Consider the following 20,487-nt stretch of genomic DNA (forward strand, 5'->3'; position numbering starts at 1 on the left):
CCGCGCGGTCAGCGCGTCGGCAGGAGGCAGGTCGGGGCCGGAGCCGGGGTGCGGAAGCGCAGCGCTCCGGGCACTCCCGTGCGCAGGTCGAGGGAGAGCGACACGACGTCGTTCGAACTCTGCCCGGCCACGAGCAACGTGTCGCGCACCACGACGTGATGTCGCGGCCGCTGCACGCCTGATTCCACGAGCGCCACCGGCTCGAGCGCCTCGCCGGAACCGCGCACGCGGAGGACCCCGATCGTGTCGCTTCCGCGGATGCCGGCGTAGAGGAACTGGCCGTCGCGGGATGCGGCGAGCTCGGCGCCGGTGTCGCCGTCGAGTGCTCCGAGGGCGGCGGGCGCACCGCCCCGCACGTGCCACACGCCTTCCGCGTCGGGGGCGAGCACGAACACCTCGTGCGTGAACTCGGTCAGGACGTACAGGTGGCCGCTCGGATGCCACACCATATGGCGCGGCCCGCAACCCTGGGGCAGCGCGATCTGCTGCCCGCGGCGCAGGCCCGATCCCGCAGCGTGCCACACGCGCACGAGGTCGAAGCCCAGGTCGGTCGTCACCACGACCCCGCCGGGCAGGAACAGCGACTCATGGGCGCGTGAGGTCCGCGCTTCGTCACCGGCGTCACCCGCACCCGCACCCGCCATCGGCTCGGCCGGCTCTGCCCTCTCGGCGCGCTCCTCGTCGTAGTCCGGGAGGAGGTCTGCGTACTCCTCGCCCGCGGCTTCGCGCAGGGCCTGGGCGGCGGCCGCGAGGGCGGGGTCGCGCGCATCCTCCTCCGCCTCCGCAGCACCAGGACGGTAGGGGTCCAGCGCGGCGGGGGCGATGCGCGGGTCGGCCAGCGCGCCGTCAGCGCCGAGGGGCACCCGCACCACGCGTCCGTCGCCCCAGCAGCTCACCAGGAGGAAGCCGCCCTCGGGCGCCACCGCGACATGACATGGCGCGCTGCCGGCGGCGACGGGAGTGCCGAGCGGGGTCAGCCGGTCTTCGGAGACCCGGCGGAAAGCCTGGACCTGCCCGGCGCCCTCGAGCGTGGCGTAGACGACGTCGAGGGTGGGATGCGCCGTCACCCACGACGGCGAAGGGGCGGCGACGGCCGTACCGGTGAAGGCGAGAGGTCCGCCCGCCAAAGCGGAGTCCGCTTCGCCCGCCACCAGCATCCCGATGCCCTCACCGGGAGCGCCGTTGTGGTCCTCGCCGTACCCGCCGACCCAGAACCTCATCCGTCGACGAGGTCGTGTCGCACGATCACGGCGTCGCGGCCGGCGCCGACGCCGATGACCGAGATTCGCGTGCCGCTCATCTCCTCCAGCGCCAGGACATAATCCTGCGCCTCCAGCGGAAGCTCCTCGAACGTCCGCGCCGAGGAGATGTCGGCCTTCCAGCCCGGGAAGTACTCGTAGATCGGGGCGGCATGGTGGAACTCGGTCTGGTTCACCGGCATCTCGTCGAACCGCTCGCCGTCGATCTCATACGCCACGCACACCGGGATCCGGTCGAGACCCGTGAGGATGTCGAGCTTGGTGAGAACGAGGTCGGTGATGCCGTTGATGCGCGTCGCGTAGCGCGTGACGGGCGCGTCATACCAGCCCACGCGGCGGGGGCGGCCTGTGGTCGTGCCGAATTCGAAGCCGCGCGAACGCAGCCACTCGCCCGACTCGTCGAAGAGCTCCGTGGGGAACGGTCCGGAGCCCACCCGGGTCGTGTACGCCTTCACGATGCCGACGATGCGGTCCAGCCGGTTCGGACCGACCCCGGCTCCGGTCGCGGCGCCGCCCGCGGTCGCCGACGAGGAGGTGACGAACGGATACGTGCCGTGATCGACATCGAGCATCGTCGCCTGGCCGCCCTCGAACACGACGACGTCACCGGCATCCAGTGCGTCATTGAGCAGCAGCGACGTGTCGGCGACCATCGGACGGATCCGCTCGACGTACGACAGGAGGTCGTCGACGATCTCATCCACCGCGATCGCGCGGCGGTTGTAGACCTTCAGAAGCAGGTGGTTCTTCTGGTCGAGAGCGCCCTCGACCTTCTGGCGGAGGATGTTCTCGTCGAACAGGTCCTGGATGCGGATGCCGACGCGGTTGATCTTGTCGGCGTAGGCCGGGCCGATCCCACGCCCCGTCGTGCCGATCTGACGCTTGCCGAGGAATCGCTCGGTGACCTTGTCGAGCGTGCGGTGGTACTGCGTGATGATGTGCGCGTTCGCGCTGATCCGCAGCCGCGAGATATCGACACCTCGCGCGCTCAGCGCCTCGAGTTCGTTGAACAGCACCTCGAGATCGACCACCACGCCGTTACCGATGACGGGGATGACCCCGGGCGACAGGATGCCGGAGGGGAGCAGATGCAGCGCATACTTCTCGTCGCCGATGACGACGGTGTGGCCGGCATTGTTGCCGCCGTTGAACTTGACGACCCAGTCGGTGCGCTCACCCAGGAGATCGGTGGCTTTTCCCTTGCCTTCGTCCCCCCACTGGACTCCGATGATCACGATTGCGGGCATGTGCGCTCCTCGCGTGGATTCCGGCGGTACACCCCATCCTATCGAGGCCGCCCGACGCTCCCTCACCGCGATCGGTGCAGGTCGTGCGTGGATAGGGTGAGCGGCATGGATAGGGCGGCGACGGCGGCGACAGGGTGGATGCTCGCGCGCCTTCTGGTGGCCGCGGTGATCGCGGCGGCTGTCGTCGCGCAGGGGTTCTCCACGATCGGCTTCGCGATCGCCGATGGCCGGCACGTGCCGACCACGACGGCGAACTACTTCAGCTTCTTCACGATCCTCTCCAACATCGCCGCCGCCGTCGTGCTCGGATGGTCCGCCCTGTCGCGCCTCCCGCGGCAACGCCGGGAGGCGGTGGAGCCGCCCGTGCTGTCGGGAGCCTTCGTCTGCGTCACCACCTACCTCGTCATCACGGCGGTCGTCTACAACCTGTTGCTGCGGGCCATCTCGATCGGACCGGACTCGGTCCTGTGGGCCAACGAGGTGATGCATGTCTGGGCGCCGCTGTTCCTCGTCGCGGATCTCGTCGTCGGCACCGGGCACCGGCGCCCCCCGTGGCGGGCGGCCTTCGTCGCCGTGCTCTTCCCGATCGCGTGGATCGCGTACACACTGCTGCGCGCGCCGCTGATCACGGCGCCCACCTCGGGGACGCCGTACTGGTACCCCTACCCCTTCCTCGATCCCTACGGCAGCGGCGGGTGGCCGAGCGTGGGCGCGTACATCGTGGGGATCGCCGTGGGCATCATCGTCGTCGCGTTCGGGCTGGTCGCCGTCCTGCGGCTGCGCGTCAAGAAAGCGGTCGAGCCGACTCCCGCACGATGAGGTGGGAGGTGGTCCGTGGTTCGGCCTGCCCTTCAGCCCGCCCTACGAGCTCGTCCCTTCAGCCCGCCCGTCGAGCTCGTCCCTTCGGGCTCCTTCCCCCGCCGCGCGCCGTGGCTCCCGCGGCCTGCGCCGCAGCATCCCAGCGTCGGCCGACGCGAGGTGATCTGCCGGAGAGAGGACCGGATGCGGCGATCCCGCCCTCGCCTGGGCAGATCTCCTCGGCCGGGGCGAGGAGTTCGGTGGACGGGGGCGCGAGGCGGGGCGGTTCGTCGCGGACCAGGCAGGAAAACTAGGATTGGGCGTATGTCCAAAGTCCTCCAGACCCTGCCCGTCGGCGAGCGCGTCGGCATCGCCTTCTCGGGAGGACTCGACACCTCCGTCGCCGTGGCGTGGATGCGCGACAAAGGGGCGGTGCCCTGCACCTACACGGGCGACCTCGGCCAGTACGACGAGGACGACATCGCCTCGATCCCCGACCGCGCCCTGGAATACGGCGCCGAGCTCTCGCGCCTGGTCGACTGCAAGACGGCGCTCGTCGAGGAGGGCTTCGTCGCTCTCGCGTGCGGCGCCTTCCACATCCGCTCCGGCGGGCGCACCTACTTCAACACGACCCCGCTCGGACGCGCCGTCACCGGGACGCTGCTCGTTCGCGCCATGAAGGAGGACGGCGTCGACATCTGGGGCGACGGGTCCACCTACAAGGGCAACGACATCGAGCGGTTCTACCGCTACGGCCTTCTCGCCAACCCCGCGCTGCGCATCTACAAGCCGTGGCTGGATGCTGACTTCGTCACCGAGCTCGGTGGGCGCAAGGAAATGAGCGAGTGGCTCATCGCCCACGACTTCCCGTACCGCGACAGCGCCGAGAAGGCGTACTCGACCGACGCGAACATCTGGGGCGCGACGCACGAGGCCAAGACCCTCGAGCACCTCGACGTGTCGCTGGAGACCGTCGAACCCATCATGGGTGTGCGGTTCTGGGACCCCGAGGTCCAGATCGCCCCCGAGGATGTCACCGTCACCTTCGAGCGCGGCCGCCCGGTGGCACTCAACGGCGTCGGGTTCGACGACCCCGTCGCTCTCGTCCGCGAGGCGAACGCGATCGGCGGCCGGCACGGCCTGGGCATGAGCGACCAGATCGAGAACCGCATCATCGAGGCGAAGTCGCGCGGCGTCTACGAGGCCCCGGGCATGGCCCTCCTCTTCATCGCGTACGAGCGCCTCATCAACGGGATCCTCAACGAAGACACCCTCGCGACCTACCACGAGCAGGGCCGACGCCTGGGGCGCCTCATGTACGAGGGTCGGTGGCTCGACCCCCAGTCCCTCATGCTGCGCGAGTCCATCCAGACGTGGGTCGGATCCACCATCAGCGGCTCGGTCACGCTGCGCCTGCGCCGCGGCGAGGACTACACCATCCTCGACACCACCGCGCCGCACCTGTCCTACGGCCCGGAGAAGCTGTCGATGGAGCGCGTCGGAGACGCCGCGTTCGGTCCGACCGACCGTATCGGGCAGCTCACCATGCGGAACCTCGACATCGCCGACTCCCGCACGCGCTTGGAGCAGTACGCGGGCATGGGCCTCATCGGCGGACCGACCGGCGAACTCGTGGGCAGCGTCACCGCGGGCGAGGCCGACGAGATCACCGAGCCGGCGATGCGCCCGGATGCTGCGCGCGCCGCGCTGGCCGACGCGACCGACGCGGCCGGCGAGGCCGCGGCCTTCGACTCCGGGACCGACTGAGCCGCCGCATCCGGGTCACGAACCGCGCCCGGATCAGGAGATTCGGTGAGATCAGGAGCATCCGAGCGGAATGCTCCTGTCTCCGCCAAAACGCCTGATCTGACACGCGCATCACCCGGGACGCCGCATCCCGCGGGCACGGGCATCAACGACCCGCGCGGGCTCAGCCGCCGGAGGCGGGCGGGGTCTCCTGCTCGGACCGCAGTTCATCGACGTACAGGCTGGTGCGGTCGAGTGTCTCGTTGCGATAGGCCTGACGCCCCACCATGTGCGCCGACAGGGGCGCTGTCGCCAGCTGGAAAAGCACGACAGGCACGAGGAACGCCACCACGGGCCACGACCGCAGCGACAGCGCGATAGCCAGGCAGATGACCATGAGGCCGAGCACCTGGGGCTTGGTCGCCGCGTGCAGACGCGTGGGAACGTCGCGGAAGCGAAGGATGCCGATGGCGGCGATCAGGCACAGGAGCGCCCCGGCGAGGATGAGCACGAGGACGATGACATCGAGCCACGCATCCAGCGGGCCGGTCGTCGCCCCGGCGCCGAGAGCGGCGGGGGCGGAAAGGGCGGCGAACGTGGTCATCGGTCTGCGTTGTCCTTCCGCGCGACGAAGCGGGCGATGGACACGGATCCGAAGACCCCGACCGCGGCGATGATGAGCATGATGGGCAACGAGCGGGTGTGGTGGTTGATGGCCATCTCGGCCCCGAGAACGCACAGGACCTCCGTCAGGAGGACGTCCGACGCCACGGCCCGGTCCAGGATCGACGGCCCGATCACGATCCGCCACAGCGTGAGGATCGCGGCCACCGTGAAGAGGACGAAGATGGCGATGAGGAGAGGATTCATGCCCTCCCTCCTCTCGATGACGATCCGGCGGCCCTGCGCCCTCGCGGGGTGACCCCGACTTCGGCGAGTTGCGCCCGTGAACCCACCGCACGCACGATGCGTCGCTCGAACAGCAGGACGGTGGCGCGTTGCTTCGCCACGTCGTCATCCGAGCGCACCCCCAGGACGTGCAGATACAGGATGCGGCGGTGCCGGTCCGCTTCGACGATCAACGAGCCCGGGATGAGGGATGCCGTGACACCCACGTGCGTCATGATCAGGTCGTCGTTCGTACGCAGCGGCACCGCGATGATCGCCGTGCCCGGCTGGCGGCGGAAGTCCAATGCCTGCCCGGCCACGATGAGGGATCCTCGGACGACGTCGATCAAGAAGGTGACGACGAAGACCACGCCGTACCAGAGGTTCACCCGGCCGGAGAGCTGCACGGGGGGCAGCCGGAAGACGCGGGTGACCGCGATCGCGGCGATCAGGCCCGTGACGAAAGAGACCACGGTGAACTGGCCCCACAGCAGCATCCACAGGGCGATCAACCAGACGAAGAACGGCAGTTGCCGCCAGGTCGCGTGGAGCATGTGCTTCAGGGTGGGGCTCATTCCTCCACCCCCTGCTCGACCTGCACGACGCTGATCGGCTCCAGCAGCGTCTCCCCGATCCGGGCGCAGACGTCGTAGATCGGACCGGCGAAGACGGTCAGCGCCACGGTGACCACGACCATCCCCGCCGTCGCCGCGGTCATGATGCGCGGGGTCACCCGGCGCTCGGTCTGCACGCCCGCGGCGGGTGCTGAGCCCAGGTACTGGATGCGCGCCTCGGTCTCGGAGGAGTCCTCGTCCTCGCGCCAGAACGCCAGGTTCCACGCCCGCATGAGCGCGTACAGCGTGAGGAGCGACGTCACGATCCCGCCGACGATGAGCACGATCATGAGCGGCGTGCCCACCTCCGCGGCCGCGTCGAACAGGCCGTACTTGCCGATGAAGCCGGAGAAGGGCGGGAGACCCCCGAGGTTGATGGCAGGAATGAAATAGAGCACCGCGATCACCGGCGTCGCGCGCATCAGGCCCCGCACGCGCAGGATGGAGGTGCTGCCGGCGCGCCGCTCGATGAGACCGATGGCCAGGAACAGGGTCGTCTGCACCACGATGTGGTGCACGGTGTAGTAGATGGTCGCGCCGATCGCAGCGGGTGTGGCTATCGCCAGCCCGAAGACCATGTAGCCGATATGGCTGACCAGCGTGAACGACAGGATGCGTTTGAGTTCGGCCTGCGCGAGGGCGCCGAGGACCCCGACGATCATGGTCGCCAAGGCCACGATCAGCAGCAGCGTGTTCACGTCGCTGTCGCGGAAGATCTGCGTCTCGGTGCGGATCAGCGCGTAGACGCCGACTTTCGTCAGGAGACCCGCGAACACCGCCGTGACCGGCGCCGGCGCCGTCGGGTAGGAGTCGGGGAGCCAGAACGACAGCGGGAAGATCGCGGCCTTGATCCCGAAGGCCAGCAGGAGCATCAGGTGAAGAACGAGCTGGGTCTGCTGCGGCAACTCGCTCATCCGCTCGGAGAGCTGAGCCATGTTCACCGTTCCGAGCGCCCCGTAGATGGCGGCGATCGAGGCGAGGAAAAGGATGGACGACACCAGCGAGACGACGATGTAGACGACCCCGGTGCGGATGCGCGATTCGGTGCTCCCGAGCGTGATCAGCACGTACGACGCCACGAGCAGGATCTCGAATCCGACGTACAGGTTGAACAGGTCGCCGGCGATGAACGCTGTGAAGATGCCCGCCGACAGGATCAGATACGACGGATGGAAGATCGACACCGGGGTGTCGTCATCCCCGTCCTCCGCGCCCTGGCCGACCGAGAAGAGGAGGACGGCGAGCAGCACGAGGCTGGAGACGACGACGAGAAGGGCCGCCAGGCGGTCGACGTACAGCACGATCCCGAACGGGATCGGCCAGCCGCCGACCGAGACGGCCAGCGGCGCATCGGAGGCATCCACCATCACCAGCAGCACCATGGCGATGATGAGGGTCGATGTCAGGGTCGTGATCGAGACGGCCACCTGGGTTCTGCGGTGGCGGCCGGCGATCAAGGCCATCGCCGCCCCGAAGAGGGGGACGGTGACCAGCAGCGGGACGAGGGCGCTCATCGGTTCTCCCCGTCGTCGTCCTCGTGGGGGGGCTCCTCGTCATCCTTCGTCCGCCGATAGGGGCGGTCGGAGGGAGCATCGTCACGGATGGCGGCCAGGTCGTTGCTGTGCAGGAGCCGGATGGGCGAACTGGCCATTCCGACGAAGTCGGTGGTGGCGTCGTCGTCCTCGTCTTCGACCTCGACGTCCATGGCGTCTTCTTCGCTCGGGCGCACGCGGATCGCGACATCCTCTTCGTCGTCCTGCACCGTGTCGGCCTGACCCAGTTGCCAGGAACGGTAGATGAGCGCGAGGAGGAAGGCCGAGACGGCGAACGTGATCACGATGGCCGTGAGGGTCAGCGCCTGCGGGAGTGGATCGGACACCGCCTCGGAATCGTCGGCGCCCCCGGAGAAGGGGGCGCGCCCCGGGTCGCCCATCACGATGAGCAGCAGCAGGTTGGCCCCGTTTCCGAGCAGGAGGAACCCGATGAGCACGCGCGTGAGGCTGCGTTCGAGCATCGCGTAGACGCCGCACGCGAAGAGCACACCCATGATGATGATGAGGACGAGCGACACGGTCATCAGGCCAGCACCCCCCGCGCGCGCATCTCCTGGGTCTGGCGATCGACTTCGGCGCCGAGGCTCCGCAGCACGTCGAGAACCAGGCCGATCACCACCAGGTACACGCCGACATCGAAGATCGTCGAGGTGACGAACTCGAGGTGCCCGATCACGGGCAGCTCCGCCTCGAAGAAGGCGCTCGTCAGTGGCGCCTGGCCGAAGAAGAGCGGGATCACGGCGCACCCGACGGCCAGGCTCATCCCCGCACCGAGGATGCGTCCGGCGTCGGCGGGCGCGGCGGCCCCCAGTTCGTACCGGCCACCGGCGACGTACCGCATGACCAGGGCCATACCGGCGACGAGGCCGCCGGCGAACCCTCCTCCGGGAAGGTTGTGCCCCGCGAACAGCAGGTACAGCGACACGATGATGATCGAGTGGAAGAGGACCCGGACGATCACCTCGAGCACGATCGAGCGGTTCTCCGGTCGCACCTTCTGGCCACCCAGAAGCCACGTCTGGGGGCGGTGACTCGTGTCGTCGGTGCGCGGACGCGGACCTTCGTCGGTCTCGACGAGCGGAGACCGCGAGCGTGAGCGCAGTCGGGGCAGAGGTGAGGTGAACTCCGAGAGCGTGTCGGCGCGGTGCGTGACGAAGACGAGGGATGCGACGCCCGTGGCCGCGAGGATGAGCACCGACAGCTCGCCCATCGTGTCCCATCCGCGCAGATCCACCAGCGCGACATTGACCACGTTCCGGCCGTGCCCGATCTCATAGGCGAGGAGCGGCCACGAGTCGGAGATGGGCCGGTCGACGCGCGCGCTGGTGGCCACGATCGCGACGAGCGCCATGGTGGCGCCGACGGCGACGGCCAGCACGGCGCGCGCGATCGGCCACACCGACGCGTTGTGCTCCCCCATCCGGGCCGGGATGCGGCGGAGCACCAGCGCGAAGGCCACCAGAGTCACGGTCTCCACGAGCACCTGGGTGAGCGCGAGGTCGGGCGCCCCGCTCGTGGCGAACAGCACGACCATGCCGAACCCCGTCACCGAGACGAGGACCACGCCGCTGTAGCGCTTCCGCGCGTTGACGGCGAGGAGGCCTGCGGCGATCATCACCGGGGCGACCGCCAGCTGCACCGGCGTCTGCCAGGCGTCCAGCTCGGCGCGCCACACCGGAGAAGACAGCAGGGCGGTTCCTTCCGCGGCCACGAAGACGATGAAGATCGTGCCGACGTACACCGGCAGCGAGCCGCGCTGCGTGAGCGAGGTCGTGAACACCGCCAGGCGAGCCACACCGCGGAGCGTGACGTTGTAGACGTCCGTCGCGCTGAACGGAACGAGGCGTGCGGTCGCGAAGCGGCCTTTCCGCGCCGTGAGCAGGAAGACGACGATGCCGAGCGCGATGGTCGTCAGGGAGATCCACAGCGCAGGCTCGAACCCGTGCCACAGCGCCAGATGCGGCGCGTCCTCGGGCGTGGGCAGGCCCGGGCTCGCCGGCGGAGCGGTCTGCGCGTACGGCTGCAGCACAGCATCCATCCACGGCGTCGCGATGCCGGCTGCCACCGTGAGCGCCGAAAGGACGACCGGGGCCGCGAGGAAGCCCATCGGCGGGTCGGGCCACGCGGTCGGCTCCCGGCGGGCTCCGTCGGCGTCGCGCTTGGTCGCGAAGGCGCCCCAGAGGAACCGAAGCCCGTAGGCGGCGGTGAGCACCGAGCCGAGCGAGACCCCGAGCAGGGCGACCAGGCCCCACGCCTCGCCGTGCGCCGCCTCTTCGAGCAAGGCGGTGAGCGCACCCTCCTTGGCGACGAAGCCGATGGTGGGGATGACCCCGGCCATACAGGCGACCGCGATCGAGGAGAACACCGCGAGAACCGGCGCCTGGCGGCCGACCCCGCTCAGTTCGCCGATGTCGCGTGTGGACAGCTGACGGTCGATCACGCCGACGACGAGGAAGAGCGACGACTTGAACAGGGCGTGGGCGACGAGGAGCGCAAGGCCCGCGAGCGCGGCCTCCCGGGTGCCATATCCGAGCACGACAGTGAGGAATCCGAGCTGACTGACCGTTCCGAAGGCGAGGACGCGCTTGAGGTCGCTCTCGCGGAGGGCCTGCAGGCCCCCCAGCAGCATCGTGAACACCCCGAGGGAGATGACGATCGGGCGCCAGGGCGCAGCGAGGGCGAAGATCGGGGCCAGCCGCGCGATGAGGTAGATGCCGGCCTTCACCATGGCCGCCGCGTGCAGGTACGCACTCACCGGCGTGGGGGCGGCCATGGCGCCGGGCAGCCAGAAGTGGAACGGGAAGATCGCGGACTTGCTCAGCGCCCCGACGAGGAGGAGGACGAGGGATGCGTCGACGACGGCGCCGGTCGGGGCGATCTCGAGGATGCCGGAGAGACTCGTGGTGCCGGTCTCCACGACGAGCAGCACGACCCCGACGAGCATGACCAGGCCGCCGATGGTCGTGACGAGGAGCGCCTGGAGCGCCGCGCGCCGGCTGGCACCGCGGACGTGGTAGTACCCGATGAGCAGGTACGACAGGATGCTCGTGACCTCCCAGAACATCACGAGCAGCACGATGTCGTCGGTGAGGACGAGGCCGTACATGGCGCCGGCGAAGGCGAGCAGGACGGCGGAGAACTGACCGACACCCTCCGTCTTGCCACGGAAGTACCAGCGGCAGTAGAGCATCACGAGGGCTCCGACGCCCGTGACGATGAGCGCGAGCACCCAGCCGAGCGTGTCCATCCGCATCGAGATCTCGATGCCGAGGGCGGGGATCCAGTCGTATGTCTCGAACGGAATGTCGCCGTTCATCACCGCGGGCGTTGCCATCGCGGCGTGGACGAACGCGACGATCGGCAGCACGGCGGCCAGGTAGAACGCCCGCTCACCGATGCGTGCGACGAGCCACGGCAGAAGAAGCGGAACCAGACAGAACGCGCCGAGAAGTGGCAGCATTACGCCCTCCTCGGGGTCGAGGGCAGAAGCGCCCGGGTCTCTGGGGGTGTAACCCCCATCCTACGTGGCGCGACCCCGGCCAACCGCGGGGGGTCCGTTCAGCGAGCGCCGACGGGACCTGTGGTGTTGCCCTCGCGGAAGGTGCAGGTGAACAGCAGGGATGCGGCGTCCGAACCTTCGAGCATCGCCGCGACGGCGTCTCCCGCCGCCCGGCCCTTCTCCGCGGCGGGCTGGATCACGGTCGTCAGCTCATAGGGGGCGAGCCCGTCCACCACCACCCCGTCGAATCCGGTGACCGAGACGTCTTGCGGGACGCGCAGGCCCGCTTCCTCGGCGGCGCGGACGACACCTGCGGCGAGGAGGTCGCTCTGGGCGATCACCGCCGTGGGGCGCGTCGCCCGATCCGCGAACAGCACCCGGCCGGCGGCGAGGCCCTCGTCGATGAGGCTGGCGCCGGCGGCGTACGCCGGTGCGTCGGGATAGATGTCTCGTGCCCCGGCCAGACGGTCGGCGGCGACCTCGACCTGGATGTCGCCCTCGGCCGCCTCGTCGAGCCATCCCGGTCGCCGCTCCGCCCGCGTGGGAAGGGTGACGATCGCCACGTCGCGGTGCCCGAGGCCGGCGAGGTGGCTGGCCAGCTGGCGCTGTGCCTCGCGGTTGTCGAGCCGGATCTGGGGCACACCGGGCCCGCCGTCGCCTTCGATGACCACCACCGGAACGTTCCGCGCGCGCAGCACCTCGACCGACTCCCGCGTTCGTGCGTTGCAGCCGATGAGCACGGCAGCATCCAGGGGTGCGGTGAGAAGCGATGGCTCCGCGTCGCCGTCGCCCAGACCGCGCAGCAGGAGCAGCCCTGCGCCGGCCCGCGCCACGCCCTCGGTCAGCCCATCCATCTGCAGCGTCATCACCGGATCCGAGAAGACGGCGCCGAGCCTGCCATCGATGACCACGCCCACGATGCCCGATCGTCCGCGGCGGAGGGAGGCCGCGCGGGGGTCGGGGCCGGTGTAACCCAGGTGCGACGCGGCCTCGCGCACCCGCTGGCGCGTCGCATCCGACACCGGCGTCCGGCCGCTGAAGACCACGGATGCCGTGGACGGCGACACCCCCGCGAAGCGGGCGACGTCGGCGATAGTGGCTCGGCGAGCGCTCATGTCGCCGATCGTACCCGCTGCGCGCATCGAATCGATTCGTTACGCTGGTCGGATGAACGTCGAGCTCACCCGGACGCAGCTCCTGCGCTGGCGCACGGCCATCTTCGCCGTGTTCCTGGCGAGCGGGCTGAGCTTGGCGACCTGGGCATCCCGCGTGCCGGCGATCAAGTCCGCGCTCGGCGTCGACAACATCCAGATCGGATTCCTCCTCCTCGGGGGCGGCGTCGCCTCGATCATCGGCCTGTCGGTGGCCCCGGTCGTCCTTGCCCGGGCCGGCGCCCGCACGGGGATGCTGATCGCGCTGGTGCTCGTGGGTCTCGGCGTGGCGACGATCGGGGTGGGCACAGACGTCCTCTCGGCGTACGGCGTGGTGCTCCTGGGTCTGGCGATGTTCGGCTTCGGCAACGGTGCGGTGGACGTCATGATGAACGTCGAGGGCGCGGCGATCGAGAAGTACGGCGGGCGCACCCTCCTGCCGCTGTTCCATGCGTTCTTCAGTTTCGGCACCGTCATCGGTGCGGGCCTGGGCGTGGTGGCAGCGACCTTCGGCATCAACGTCGTGGTGCACACCGGCGTCATGGCCGCCGTCATCCTGCTCGTCGCCGTGGCGAGCGTCGCCAACGTGCCCGCGCTCGAGGCGACGATGGATGAGGGCGCGCAGGCGCGGCCGCCGTGGCGCGAGCGCCTCCATCTCGCCCTCAGCGCATGGCGGGAGCCGCGCACGTACGCGCTCGGTGTCATCATGCTGGGCATGGCCTTCGCGGAAGGGGCCGCGAACGACTGGCTGCCCTTGGCCGTCGTCGAGGATCACGGCGCCGACGAGGCGCTCGGTGCCGCCGTGCTCACCGTGTTCTCGGTGGCGATGACGGTCGTGCGGGTGATCGGCGGGCCGCTGGTCGACCGCTTCGGCCGCGTCGCGGTCCTGCGGACCCTGGCCTTCACCGCGGCCGCCGGACTCGTGCTCTTCATCTACGCCCCCAGCCTCCCGCTGGTCTTCGTCGGCGCGGCACTCTGGGGCGTCGGTGCCTCCCTCGGCTTCCCGCTCGGGATGTCCGCGGCCGCCGACGACCCCGCCCAGGCGGCGGCCCGGGTCAGCGCCGCCGCGACCATCGGCTACGTGGCGTTCTTGTGCGGTCCGCCCGTCCTCGGCTTCGTCAGCGAGCACATCGGGTTGCTCAACACGCTGCTCATCATCGTGGGACTCATCGTCCTGTCGGGCCTGTTCTCCAGCGCCGCTCGGCCGCTGGTGCCCGCATCCGCCCCACAGCCGGCCCGCCCCCGCGCCTGAACCCCCACCCCGCCGCGTACTCCCCTCCCGACGTGCGCCTCCCGACCCGCGGGCATTCGGCGGGGCCGACCCGGGGCGAATGGCGCGGGTCGGGGGGCACGAAGGGCGGGCTAGGCTCGTCGGGTGCGTCTCGTCATCGCCCGCTGCTCGGTCGACTACACCGGCCGTCTGAACGCGCACCTGCCCCTGGCCACCCGCCTCCTCGTACACAAGGGAGACGGCAGCCTCCTGGTGCACTCCGACGGCGGCTCGTACAAGCCGCTGAACTGGATGAGCCCGCCCTGCACACTCACCCCTGAGGACCCGGATGCTGCGGACCTCGAGGACGGCGTCATCGAACGCTGGCGCGTGACCCACGCGAAGTCCGGTGACGCGCTGGTCGTGCGCATCCACGAGGTTCTCCACGACTCCTCCCACGACCTCGGCGTCGATCCCGGGCTCATCAAGGACGGCGTCGAAGCAGACCTGCAGCGGCTGCTCGCCGAGCAGGTCGCTCTCGTCGGCGACGGCCTGACGCTCGTCCGCCGTGAGTACCCGACCGCGATCGGCCCGGTCGATCTGCTGCTGCGCAATCCCGACGGCGGCACGATCGCCGTGGAGATCAAACGCCGTGGCGATATCGACGGTGTCGAGCAGCTGACCCGCTACCTCGAGCTGCTCGGCCGTGACCCGCACCTGGCCCCCGTCACCGGGGTCTTCGCCGCGCAGGAGATCAAGCCTCAGGCCCGCGTCCTGGCCACCGATCGCGGCATCCGCTGCCTCACCCTCGACTATGACGAGATGAAGGGCATCCAATCCGGCGCCCCGCGCCTGTTCTGACCCCCGCCCGCATCCCGCGAACCGCGCGCCAGATAGCGTGGGAGCATGCCGCTGCGCTCACCCTGGTCGTGCATCCTCTGGGATGTGGACGGCACGATCGTCGATGCATCCGAGGGCATCCTCCGGCGCCTGACCATCACGCTCGAGCACTTCGGGATGCAGCCGCCCACGCGCGGCGAGCTGTCGCGGTGGATCGGACCGCCCATGTTCGAGTCGTTCCAGGCGAATCTCGGGATGAGCCCCGAGCAGGCCACCGAGGCCGTCGCCTTCTATCGCGGCCTCAACAAGGCGGAGGGGTACACCGCCAGCGCCAAACTCTTCCCCGGCATGGCCGAGCTCATCGCCGACCTCGGGGCGGCCGGTGTACCGCAGGCGACCGCGTCATCCAAGCCCGAGGTGCAGGTCGTCGCGCTCATGGAGCACTTCGAGCTCTCGCCGTTCTTGACCGCGATGGTCGGCGCGACCCCGGATGAGCGCACCCTGAGCGCCAAGGCCGACATCGTCGCCGAAGCCCTGCGCCGGCTCTCCGTCGCCGGTGCCGATATCGACCGCCCGGTCCTCATCGGCGATCGTCACCATGACGTGGAGGGCGGTATCGCCAACGATGTGCCGGTGATCTTCGTGCGGTGGGGGTTCAGCTGGCCGCACGAGGCCGATGGAGCGCAGGCCGCTGTCGACGACGCCGACGAGCTCCGCAAGCTTCTCCTCGTTCCCGACCCCGCCGAATAGCGGCACCGGATCGCCCGCCCGCCCTATCAATAAGGTGAGACGCATGGGGGACCAGCCGGCCAGGCCGCACCGATTCCGACATGTGGCGGGCCGGGTCCCCGCCACCCTCACTCTCGTCACGATCGTCCTCACCGTCGGGGTGGTGTGGCGGGGGCTCTGGTCGCCCTTCGAAGACACCCCGCTGTTCGCCTCCGTCGCCTATGGCCTTCCGGCGGTCGAGTCGGGTCGGTGGTGGACGCTGATCACCGGCATGTTCTTCGTCGATCGCCCGGCGACCTACCTCTTCACCCTCCTCACCTTCGCCGGGATGGCGTATCTGGAGTACCAGCGCGGGTCGCGTGTGGCCTTGAGCTACTTCGCCATCGGGCAACTCTTCGCCGTGCTCGCCGCGTCGCTCCTCCTCTGGCTGGGCACGATGCTCCCCTGGCCGTGGGCTCAGACAGAGGCCGCCGCGCTGGATGTCGGTCCCTCCGGCGGCACGATGGCGTGCCTCGCCGCGGCGGTGTCGTTGTTCGTGTCCCCCTGGCGGCTGCGCGCCTGGGTCGTCCTCGTGGCGTTCGTCTTCGTGGCGCTGCTCTTCGGGGGCACCATAGCCGATCTCGAGCACGTCCTTGCCGTCGCTCTCGTCCTCGGGACATCCCGCGCCCTGCGTCCGCAGCGCGTGAGCGTCCGCGAGCAGCGCTTGATCGCATCCGTGATGCTGATCGTCCTCGGCGTCATCCAGATCGTCACCCTCCTGGTGCCGACCACCGGGCCCTTCGGCCGCACCGCGCCCTCTCAGGCGCCCTGGGTCGGCGTCGTTCTCGACGCCCTCGTCATCCTTATCGTGGCCCGCGGGATGATGCGGGGCAGACGCTGGGCGTGGACCGTGAGCGTCGCGCTCACGGTGCTGAAGATGGTCGTGGGTGTCGGCCTCGTCGTGCTGGTCGCTCTTCTCGGGATCGCCGACGTCGAGTCCGCGGTCGATACCGACGTCAGCGTGTGGTTGGCCGGTTCGGTGCTGTGGGCGCTCACGTTCGGCTACCTCGTCCTGGCCCGAGCCGCGTTCCGCGGCCGCCGCAACGCCCGCATCGGCGAGGCGGCTCCACCGACCAGCGACGAGGTGAAGGACGAGATCCGCCGCTACGGCGGGGGCACGCTGTCGTGGATGGCGACCTGGGACCACAACGACTACTCCCGGGTGGGCGGCGGCATCGTCGCGTATCAGTGCCGAGCAGGCGTCGCGCTGGCTCTCGCGGACCCCATCGGCCCCGCCGCATCCCGCCCCGAAGTGATCGCGGAGTTCATCCGCAACAGCGAGCGTGCCGGCCTCGCGCCGTGCTTCTTCAGTGCGAGCGAAGCCACGCGGGCAGCGGTCCCCGCCGGCTGGCGGAGCCTCGTCGTCGCCGACGACACCATCGTCGACCTGCCGGGTCTCCAGTTCACCGGCAAGGCGTGGTCGGACGTGCGCACATCGCTGAACCGAGCCGCTCGGGAGGGCATGCGGTTCCGGATGACGCGTCTGCGCGACGAACCGTGGGGGATCCAGCAGCAACTGCGGGCGATCTCGGAGAGCTGGGTGGGGGACAAGGGGCTGCCGGAGATGGGTTTCACCCTCGGCACGCTCCACGAAGCGGCCGATCCCGAGGTGCGGCTTGCTCTCGCGATCTCGCCCGTCGGCGACGTCGACGGGTTCTTGTCGTGGCTGCCCGTGTACGGCGACGGCCGGGTGCGCGGGTGGACCCTCGACCTCATGCGGCGCCGGGACGGCGGTTTCGGCCCGGTGATGGAGTACCTCATCGCGTCATCCGCGACGTTCTTCGCCGCAGAGGGAGCGGAAGTGCTCTCCCTGTCGGGCGCTCCCCTCACCCACGAATACCCGCCCGGAGCCGGCGCCATCGCCGACCTCACACGGTGGGTGGCCGACGTGCTCGAGCCGGTCTACGGCTTCGCGTCACTGCACCGCTTCAAGCAGAAGTTCCATCCGCGCTACGAGACGATGTACCTGCTCTACCGCGACGAGAGCGACCTCACTCGCATCGGGGCGGCGCTCACTCGCGCGTTCCTGCCGACCGCCACGTTGCGGCAGTTCGCCGACGCCGGGCGCGAACTCGTGCGCGGCGAACACTGATGCATGGCGCCGCCTCCGCAGGGGCGGGCGCCATGGCGTCAGATGGGGCGGATGTTCTCCGCCTGCAGCCCCTTGGGGCCCTGTGCGATCTCGAATTCGACGCGCTGGTTCTCTTCGAGGGAGCGATAGCCCGCCGCCTCGATCGCCGAGTAGTGGGCGAAGACATCCGCGCCGCCCTCATCGGGCGCGATGAAGCCGAAGCCCTTCTCCGAGTTGAACCACTTGACCGTGCCCTGGGTACTCATTGCGTTGCCGTTCCTTCTTGCCGGCGCCCTGGTGCGCCGGTGGATTCCCACGGTAACGGTCGCAGGCTCCGGGCGCATCGGATGGTGACACAAACGTTGCACGGCGTCGCGTCGGCGCGATCGGGCCGTTAACCATACGACGCCCGGGCTGAGCCGAACGCTCAAAGCCCGGGCGTCGACGGATCCCCCCGGATAGGCCACGCAGAGCGTGACTGCGAACACTCTACTGACAACACCGCGTGCAGCGCGAGAGCGAGATGGAAAGTTCTGAGGCGATGTTGCCCTCATAGGGTGGCGGTGTGGGACACATCGAATTGCGCGACTTCGACGACGACGATCTCGACGCCGTGTTCGAGATGATGCGCGCCGCCGGATCGGCCGATCCGGCCGTGTTCACCGCATCCGACCCCGATGATCGGACCGCCTTCGATGAGTTGATGCAGCGCCAGCGCACCTCACCGGATGTCGCCGTCTGGGTCGTCACCGAGAACGGCGGTTTCGCCGGCATGGCCGCGGCCTTCTCGGTCGACGGCGAGCGGGAGGTGACGTATTCGATCGCCCGGCACGCGCAGGGACGGGGCGTGGGGACGGAAGCGCTGAAGCTGCTCGTGGCCCGCGAGGGGGAACGGCCGCTGTACGCCCGAGTCTCCGCCGACGCGCCGTCCCGCGCGGTCCTCGAGCGCATCGGATTCACCGAGGTGTCCCGTCCGAGGGCCGAGGCGTCAAGCGCCGGCTCCCGCGGCGCCGACCCCCGCTCCCGCGAGGTCGAGGCCCGCCTCTACGTGCTTCCCCCGACCCTGGAGTAGCCCGAGGCCCGTCCCGTTGTTCCGTGAGAAGCCATCTCCGCCACGAGACTGCGGCTCTCGTCCGCAGTCTCGTGGCGGAGATGAGGTCTCGCGGGAAGGAGGGGCGGTTGGGCCCGGGAAACGGAAAAGGGCCCCTCTCGGGACCCTTCCGTTTGGTGCGCGAGGGGGGACTTGAACCCCCACGCCCTTGCGGGCACTGGCACCTGAAGCCAGCGCGTCTACCTATTCCGCCACTCGCGCGAGGCGCAGAAACGTCCTGCGCTCTCAACTTCCCGACAATATCACGGCCACGCACGCGTCAAAGCGGCCCGTGCATGGCCGAGCCGAACTCAGGCTGGATCGACTTTGCGGGCGCCCCGCCAGCCGGTGAGGGCGGATCCTCCTGAGTTGGCGGGCGAAAGACGCGCGAAAAGCCGAGAGAGAGCGGCGTCCATAAGCTCCCCAGGCGTGCTGACTACGATGTACCCACCGGTTTGCCTGCCTGAAGGAGTCTCGTGGGGCTACTCGACAGTTTCGAGAAGGGTCTCGAACGCGCTGTCAACAGCGCGTTCGCGAAGACCTTCCGCAGCGGCATCCAGCCGGTGGAGATCGCGTCGGCGCTGCGCAGCGAGCTCGACAAGAAGGCTGCGGTGGTCAGCCGCGACCGCATCCTCGCGCCCAACACCTTCACGGTGCACCTCGCTCCGGCCGACGACGAGCGCATGCGATCGCTCGGTACGGCGCTCGACTCCGAGCTCGACACGCTCGTGCAGGCCCACGCCCGGACGCAGGGGTACTCCTTCGCCGGTCCCGTCGCCATCACGCTCGAGCGCGACGAGTCCCTGTCGACAGGCACGCTCCGGGTGGAGTCGAAGACCGCCGCGGGAACAGTTTCGTGGCGCGGCGTCGTCGACATCAACGGCTCCCGCCATCCGCTGGTCAAGTCCCGCACCGTCATCGGCCGCGGCAGCGACGCCGACATCACCCTCCCCGACTCGGGCACCAGCCGCCGCCATGTCGAGATCCTCTGGGACGGCGAGCGCGCGATGGTGCGCGACCTGGGCTCGACCAACGGCACGCAACTGAACGGCCAGAAGATCTCCGAAGCCCCCCTTCCGCCCGACTCGACGGTCACCATCGGGCGCACCGACATCGTCTTCCGGGTCGTCCCCCAGGCCGCGCCGGCCGCCTCCCGCCCCCGGGTTCCTGACGCCACGCGCGCGTTCGGCGTGAACGAGGGAGGGCCCAGGGCGTGAGCGAACTCACCCTTCTGCTGCTGCGCATCGGATTCCTGCTGCTGCTGTGGTTCTTCGTCTTCGCCGTGGTGTATTCGCTCCGCGCCGATCTGTTCGGCGTCAAGGTGCGCAAGCTCCCGGAGCCGGCCGCTGCTGCAGCCGCGCCCGTGCAGGCCGCCGGGCCGGCGGACGCGACGACCCCCGTGGGCCGACCCGCGCCTCCCCGGGTGAAGGATGCTGCGCCCGGAGGAAACGCCACGAAGAGCACGGTCTCGCGCATCGTCATCACGAGTGGTCCGAAGGCCGGTGTCGAGCTGCCCCTGGGTAATGAGCCGCTGACGATCGGCCGCTCCAGCGAGTCGGCGCTCGTCATCCGCGACGACTACACCTCGAGCCACCACGCACGACTCGTCCTGTGGGGCGACAAGTGGATGATCCAGGACCTGGACTCCACCAACGGCACCTATCACGACGGCATCCGCGTGGCCGCTCCCGTCCCGGTGAAGATCGGCGCCCCCATCAAGGTGGGCGCGACGACCTTCGAGCTGCGGAAGTAG

General features: G+C 69.6%; 19 protein-coding genes and 1 tRNA gene. 9 read left to right on the forward strand and 11 right to left on the reverse strand.

Going from position 1 to position 20,487, the window contains the following annotated elements; genetic code table 11:
• Window positions 1-8: 8 nt before the first annotated feature.
• Both AC4FS1_RS11840 and AC4FS1_RS11845 read right to left on the reverse strand, forming a co-directional pair.
• Window positions 9-1,220, reverse strand: coding sequence for a lactonase family protein (locus AC4FS1_RS11840; protein WP_491155246.1), 1,212 nt, complete (start codon window positions 1,218-1,220; stop codon window positions 9-11).
• Window positions 1,217-2,506: an adenylosuccinate synthase gene (locus tag AC4FS1_RS11845; protein ID WP_491155248.1), complete on the reverse strand. Its 1,290-nt coding sequence runs from the start codon at window positions 2,504-2,506 to the stop codon at window positions 1,217-1,219. Before AC4FS1_RS11845 ends, AC4FS1_RS11840 begins: the two co-directional genes overlap by 4 nt.
• Before the next feature lie 105 nt (window positions 2,507-2,611).
• Here AC4FS1_RS11845 and AC4FS1_RS11850 point away from each other — a divergent pair, with 105 nt between their 5' ends.
• A complete protein-coding gene (locus AC4FS1_RS11850; protein ID WP_491155249.1) occupies window positions 2,612-3,325 on the forward strand; it encodes a Pr6Pr family membrane protein in 714 nt (237 codons plus the stop codon).
• 303 nt (window positions 3,326-3,628) lie between these two features.
• Window positions 3,629-5,071, forward strand: coding sequence for an argininosuccinate synthase (gene argG / locus AC4FS1_RS11855; protein ID WP_491155251.1), 1,443 nt, complete (start codon window positions 3,629-3,631; stop codon window positions 5,069-5,071).
• A gap of 163 nt (window positions 5,072-5,234) precedes the next feature.
• Here argG and mnhG read toward each other — a convergent pair whose 3' ends face one another.
• The 7 genes from mnhG to AC4FS1_RS11890 all read right to left on the reverse strand — a co-directional run bounded on the left by mnhG (window position 5,235) and on the right by AC4FS1_RS11890 (window position 12,719).
• A complete protein-coding gene (gene mnhG, locus AC4FS1_RS11860) occupies window positions 5,235-5,654 on the reverse strand; it encodes a monovalent cation/H(+) antiporter subunit G (RefSeq protein ID WP_491155253.1) in 420 nt (139 codons plus the stop codon).
• Window positions 5,651-5,920, reverse strand: coding sequence for an MrpF/PhaF family protein (locus AC4FS1_RS11865; protein ID WP_491155255.1), 270 nt, complete (start codon window positions 5,918-5,920; stop codon window positions 5,651-5,653). Before AC4FS1_RS11865 ends, mnhG begins: the two co-directional genes overlap by 4 nt.
• On the reverse strand, window positions 5,917-6,513 hold the full coding sequence (locus AC4FS1_RS11870; RefSeq protein ID WP_491155256.1) for a Na+/H+ antiporter subunit E: 597 nt from the start codon (window positions 6,511-6,513) through the stop codon (window positions 5,917-5,919). The genes AC4FS1_RS11865 and AC4FS1_RS11870 overlap by 4 nt, the downstream gene beginning before the upstream one ends.
• Entirely contained in the window at window positions 6,510-8,066 is a 1,557-nt protein-coding gene (locus AC4FS1_RS11875; RefSeq protein WP_491155257.1) for a Na+/H+ antiporter subunit D, read from the reverse strand. Before AC4FS1_RS11875 ends, AC4FS1_RS11870 begins: the two co-directional genes overlap by 4 nt.
• Window positions 8,063-8,629: a Na(+)/H(+) antiporter subunit C gene (locus AC4FS1_RS11880; RefSeq protein WP_491155259.1), complete on the reverse strand. Its 567-nt coding sequence runs from the start codon at window positions 8,627-8,629 to the stop codon at window positions 8,063-8,065. Before AC4FS1_RS11880 ends, AC4FS1_RS11875 begins: the two co-directional genes overlap by 4 nt.
• Window positions 8,629-11,565, reverse strand: coding sequence for a Na+/H+ antiporter subunit A (locus AC4FS1_RS11885; RefSeq protein ID WP_491155260.1), 2,937 nt, complete (start codon window positions 11,563-11,565; stop codon window positions 8,629-8,631). The genes AC4FS1_RS11880 and AC4FS1_RS11885 overlap by 1 nt, the downstream gene beginning before the upstream one ends.
• A gap of 98 nt (window positions 11,566-11,663) precedes the next feature.
• The gene (locus tag AC4FS1_RS11890; RefSeq protein ID WP_491155261.1) at window positions 11,664-12,719 is read right to left on the reverse strand and encodes a LacI family DNA-binding transcriptional regulator; all 1,056 of its coding nucleotides are present in this window, start codon (window positions 12,717-12,719) and stop codon (window positions 11,664-11,666) included.
• A gap of 52 nt (window positions 12,720-12,771) precedes the next feature.
• Here AC4FS1_RS11890 and AC4FS1_RS11895 point away from each other — a divergent pair, with 52 nt between their 5' ends.
• The 4 genes from AC4FS1_RS11895 (at window position 12,772) to AC4FS1_RS11910 (ending at window position 17,665) form a co-directional block, all read left to right on the forward strand.
• Entirely contained in the window at window positions 12,772-14,007 is a 1,236-nt protein-coding gene (locus AC4FS1_RS11895) for an MFS transporter (protein ID WP_491155263.1), read from the forward strand.
• A 123-nt stretch (window positions 14,008-14,130) separates the two neighbouring features.
• The gene (gene nucS, locus AC4FS1_RS11900; RefSeq protein WP_491155265.1) at window positions 14,131-14,826 is read left to right on the forward strand and encodes an endonuclease NucS; all 696 of its coding nucleotides are present in this window, start codon (window positions 14,131-14,133) and stop codon (window positions 14,824-14,826) included.
• Window positions 14,827-14,871: 45 nt separating this feature from the next.
• The gene (locus AC4FS1_RS11905) at window positions 14,872-15,555 is read left to right on the forward strand and encodes an HAD hydrolase-like protein (protein WP_491155266.1); all 684 of its coding nucleotides are present in this window, start codon (window positions 14,872-14,874) and stop codon (window positions 15,553-15,555) included.
• A 43-nt stretch (window positions 15,556-15,598) separates the two neighbouring features.
• Entirely contained in the window at window positions 15,599-17,665 is a 2,067-nt protein-coding gene (locus tag AC4FS1_RS11910) for a phosphatidylglycerol lysyltransferase domain-containing protein (protein ID WP_491155268.1), read from the forward strand.
• A gap of 38 nt (window positions 17,666-17,703) precedes the next feature.
• Here the strand turns inward: AC4FS1_RS11910 and AC4FS1_RS11915 are convergent, their stop codons facing one another.
• Entirely contained in the window at window positions 17,704-17,910 is a 207-nt protein-coding gene (locus tag AC4FS1_RS11915) for a cold-shock protein (protein ID WP_491155270.1), read from the reverse strand.
• Window positions 17,911-18,209: 299 nt separating this feature from the next.
• On the opposite strand from AC4FS1_RS11915, the gene AC4FS1_RS11920 reads away from it, so the two are divergent.
• Window positions 18,210-18,716 (forward strand): GNAT family N-acetyltransferase, encoded by a 507-nt coding sequence (locus AC4FS1_RS11920; RefSeq protein ID WP_491155272.1) that lies wholly within the window; start codon window positions 18,210-18,212, stop codon window positions 18,714-18,716.
• A gap of 153 nt (window positions 18,717-18,869) precedes the next feature.
• On the opposite strand, the gene AC4FS1_RS11925 is transcribed toward AC4FS1_RS11920, so the two are convergent.
• Window positions 18,870-18,956, reverse strand: a tRNA-Leu gene (locus AC4FS1_RS11925).
• A 254-nt stretch (window positions 18,957-19,210) separates the two neighbouring features.
• On the opposite strand from AC4FS1_RS11925, the gene AC4FS1_RS11930 reads away from it, so the two are divergent.
• Window positions 19,211-19,951 (forward strand): FHA domain-containing protein, encoded by a 741-nt coding sequence (locus tag AC4FS1_RS11930; RefSeq protein WP_491155273.1) that lies wholly within the window; start codon window positions 19,211-19,213, stop codon window positions 19,949-19,951.
• A complete protein-coding gene (locus AC4FS1_RS11935; RefSeq protein WP_491155276.1) occupies window positions 19,948-20,487 on the forward strand; it encodes an FHA domain-containing protein FhaB/FipA in 540 nt (179 codons plus the stop codon). The genes AC4FS1_RS11930 and AC4FS1_RS11935 overlap by 4 nt, the downstream gene beginning before the upstream one ends.

This window comes from Microbacterium sp. Z12_35 (assembly GCF_058310475.1).